General features: G+C 70.2%; 2 protein-coding genes. Both read right to left on the bottom strand.

The window, feature by feature from the left end:
• Nucleotides 1–651, bottom strand: a 651-nt coding sequence (locus tag ACR2JA_RS17380) for a cache domain-containing protein (RefSeq protein WP_434010327.1), incomplete at its 3' end; no start/stop codon positions are given.
• Between the two features lie 237 nt (nucleotides 652–888).
• A partial coding sequence (locus tag ACR2JA_RS17375) for a methyl-accepting chemotaxis protein (protein ID WP_434010326.1) occupies nucleotides 889–1,690 on the bottom strand: 802 nt, incomplete at its 5' end.

Below are 1,690 nucleotides of genomic sequence, written 5' to 3'. Positions count from 1 at the left end.
GCGCAGGACGAACCCGCCAAAACCGCCCACGGCCAGCAGCGCCACCAGGCCCAGGGCCAGGTCGCCCAGCAAGGCGCGCATCACCATCGCGTTGAGGTCGTCGGTGTACAGGCCGGAGCCGACCATCCAGTTCCAGCCGTCCACGCGGATCACGTACTGCAGCTTGGGCACCGGGGTCTTTTCACCCGGGCGCGGGAAGTTGGTCATGACGAAGGCGCGGCCGTCGGGGCTGTTGCGCAGGCCGTCGGTCAGCGCCCGGATGATGTCCACGCCGTGACCGTCCTTGACCTGGCCGATCATGTTGCGGCCGACCCACTCGGGCTTGATGGGGTGCATCACCCCCACGCCCTCGGTGGACCAGATGTAGAAATAGTCCTTGCCGTCGGCGCCGTAACGCGAGTGGCGCAGCGCGTCCTGTGCGGCCTTCTGGGCGTCGGCCACGCTCATCTGGCCGGCCGCGGCCTGGGCACGGAAACCCTCCACGATGGTGTGGGCCGACTGCACGGCCGTCACCAGCTGGCCCTGGCGGCCCTCGATGAGCTGCTGGCGCATCTGCCAGATCGACAAGGTGGCCAGCAAGGCCATGCCCACGATGGCCACGGCCACCAGGGCCAGGATTTTGCTGCGAAAGCTCTGAAGGTAAGAGGACATGGCGGTGACGGCGGGGACGCTGCGCCGGTGCGGGCCTCGTGGGCCGGCAACGCGCGGGGGTGGAACAGAAGCTCGTCGGTGCGCGGTGCACACGGACGAAACGTGTCTGTGAACTATCGACCCCGCGGCACCAGACTGAAGCCGCGAAAAGCGCCACTGGGCGGGGGTATTCCCGCGCCGGTCGGCCGCGCCCGACGGCTGTGAACGGATGGGTCAGACCGATCCGTTCACACCGGCTCAGGCGCCCGCCAGCCGGAAGCGCCCCACCAGCGCCGCCAGGCGCTGGGCCTGGCCCTGGAGGCTGTCGGCCGCGGCCGCGCTTTCTTCCACCAGCGCGGCGTTCTGCTGCGTCACCTGGTCCAGCTGCGCCACGGCGTTGCCCACCTGAGCGATGCCGCCGGCCTGTTCGGCGCTGGCCGAGGCGATGGTCTCGATCAGCTGGTGGACCTGGGCCACCTGCTCCACGATGCGGCCGACGCTGGCGCCCGCGTCGGCCACCAGCGCGGTGCCGGCTTCCACCCGGTCCACGCTCTCGCCGATCAGCTGCTTGATCTGCTTGGCCGCCTCGGCGCTGCGCTGCGCGAGGTTGCGCACCTCGGCCGCCACCACCGCAAAACCGCGGCCCTGCTCACCGGCGCGCGCCGCCTCCACCGCGGCGTTGAGCGCCAGGATGTTGGTCTGGAACGCGATGCCGTCGATCACGCCGATGATGTCGTGGATGCGGCGGCTGCTCTGGCTGATCGCCTCCATGGTGGTCACGACCTGACCCACCGTCTCGCCGCCCTCGCGGGCCGCGTCGGTGGCGCCGCGCACGATGGCGCTGGCCTGGCGCGCGGTCTCGGCGTTCTGCTCCACGGTGCTGGTCAGCTGCTCCATGCTGGCGGCCGTCTGTTGAATGTTGCTGGCAAGCTCTTCGGTGCGCTGTGACAGATCGGCGTTGCCGGTCGCGATCTGGCTGCTGCCGGTGGCGATGTGGTCGCTGCCCAGCCGCACCTCGGACACGACCTGGGCCAGCCCGTCGTTCATGGTCTTGAGGGCC

The organism is Hydrogenophaga sp. (assembly GCF_051007235.1).
GTDB lineage: Bacteria > Pseudomonadota > Gammaproteobacteria > Burkholderiales > Burkholderiaceae_C > Hydrogenophaga.
The sequence above is the reverse complement of the archived record's forward strand: the minus strand, read 5'-3'. Positions and strand labels throughout refer to the sequence as shown.